This window comes from Microcoleus sp. SVA1B4 (genome assembly GCF_036700545.1).
GTDB lineage: Bacteria > Cyanobacteriota > Cyanobacteriia > Cyanobacteriales > Microcoleaceae > Microcoleus.
In genome coordinates, this window is record NZ_JAUBPB010000161.1 from 1 (window position 1) to 1586 (window position 1586).

Genomic DNA, 1586 nt, shown 5'->3' on the forward strand with positions numbered 1-1586 from the left:
CCCTCAATCGTTTGAGTTGCATAACTAATATTACGTCGCTGCACCATAGTTCTGGCAGCTAACTCAGCCGGATTATTATGTAGAGGTAATTCAGGGTGCTCTAAAACTCTAAGCAACTCCGATACTTTTGTCGCAGTTAAGTGTTTGCGTTCATCCAACAATTCATAGCCACTTTGAGTTTCAAAAAGCAGCCGAAATTTCGACCTTAAAAGCAGTGCAGCTTCAGTCCTGGGGTCATTTTTATAAGCTAATAATTCCCGATAATAATCCCAAAAATCATCGAGAAACTGCTCTAAAATTACTTGATGGCAATGGAATACCGGGCTTAACTTCTTGTAATGCCTTCCCTCATGCACCCAACATAACGCTCTATCAGTAGTGATTAACTTGAATTGGGGGGCATCATCGCAACAGAGAGTTTGTACGACTGGGCAATCTGTTTGCTGATGATAGAAAGCAATAGCTGCTGCTTCCTTAATCCGGGTAACTTGTTGGGAACCCAGTTTGGGTAAATACTTATTTAGTTTGTGATTAAACTGTGCCTCACTCAACACCGTTTCTTGAGGTAATAGCTTGAGAGCGTTTTGCCATTTAATCGGGATTTTGAAGTCCTCAATTAGTGAGAATGTCAGTGGATTTAGAATAAATTTCAGTTCTCGTCCGGGCTGTAATCCTTTCAATACCGTCAGTCGGTCTTTATTGGCTGTCGTAAAGTAGACTGTATATAAAGGGTTGCAGATGATATTGGTGGTATGGTTGACTCCACCTACACGCGCGCCTGTTTGGTCGAAGTGTTGCCAGGGGCTACTCGCTAGTCCTGAATCATAAACTTCTTTTTTCTCGGTTTTAAAACCGGAGTGGTTTTTGATTAGCAGGTTGGATAAATAACCTGCTGAAATGGAAATGCCTAAATCTGCTAAAAAATCTAGTAGTTTGCCTTGCGTCATATTGCCGCCTAGCGTACAAACTAATGATTAAGGCTTTGATTCCTGGTCCAAATTCTCCTTCGTAGCCCATTGGTAGTTCTGCTACATAAGTTTTTCGGAGTGAGGGTGAGTAATATTTCTGTTTACGGAACAATATGTTGTCGGTTGCCAAGCTGATATCTTGGATGATTACTTGTTCGTATCCTTTAAATTCTGCGTCTGCTGGCAGTTGGTCTGTGGGGTATTCTAGTATTTCTTCTCGATCTATTTTTATTGTGGCGTTCTTACTGCCTTTTTTGTGCTTTTTTGGCGTTTTTCGTTCTTTTTCTGAAGAGTGCTGACTTTTGAATCCTTTGGAGTTGGCTTTGATGTCTGGTTTTCCTTGTTCTCCCTTCAATCGGTTATTTTCATCTTTTAACCGTTGATTCTCTGATTCTAAGTTTTTGACTTTTAATTGTAATTGTTCTATGAGGTTCAGTAAGAGTTCTACTGTCTGACGCATTGATTCGTCTGCAATACCTGAGGGGTCGATGGTTTGCAGTATATTGGAGGATGACTTGTCTTGTGAAATAGTCTTTGGCGTCATGTGTCCTATTTTATAACACTTTTTTTACTCTGCTTACTTTTTTTCTCTGCTACCCCTACTTATTGAGCGGATAC

Annotated in this window: 2 protein-coding genes; both read right to left on the reverse strand. The window is 40.4% G+C overall.

Annotated features, from left to right (window positions below):
- Nucleotides 1–947, reverse strand: a 947-nt coding sequence (locus QT987_RS29695) for an IS66 family transposase (protein WP_333247068.1), incomplete at its 3' end; no start/stop codon positions are given.
- The gene (locus tag QT987_RS29700; protein ID WP_333247070.1) at nucleotides 847–1512 is read right to left on the reverse strand and encodes a hypothetical protein; all 666 of its coding nucleotides are present in this window, start codon (nucleotides 1510–1512) and stop codon (nucleotides 847–849) included. The genes QT987_RS29695 and QT987_RS29700, both read right to left, overlap by 101 nt.
- Nucleotides 1513–1586: the final 74 nt, after the last annotated feature.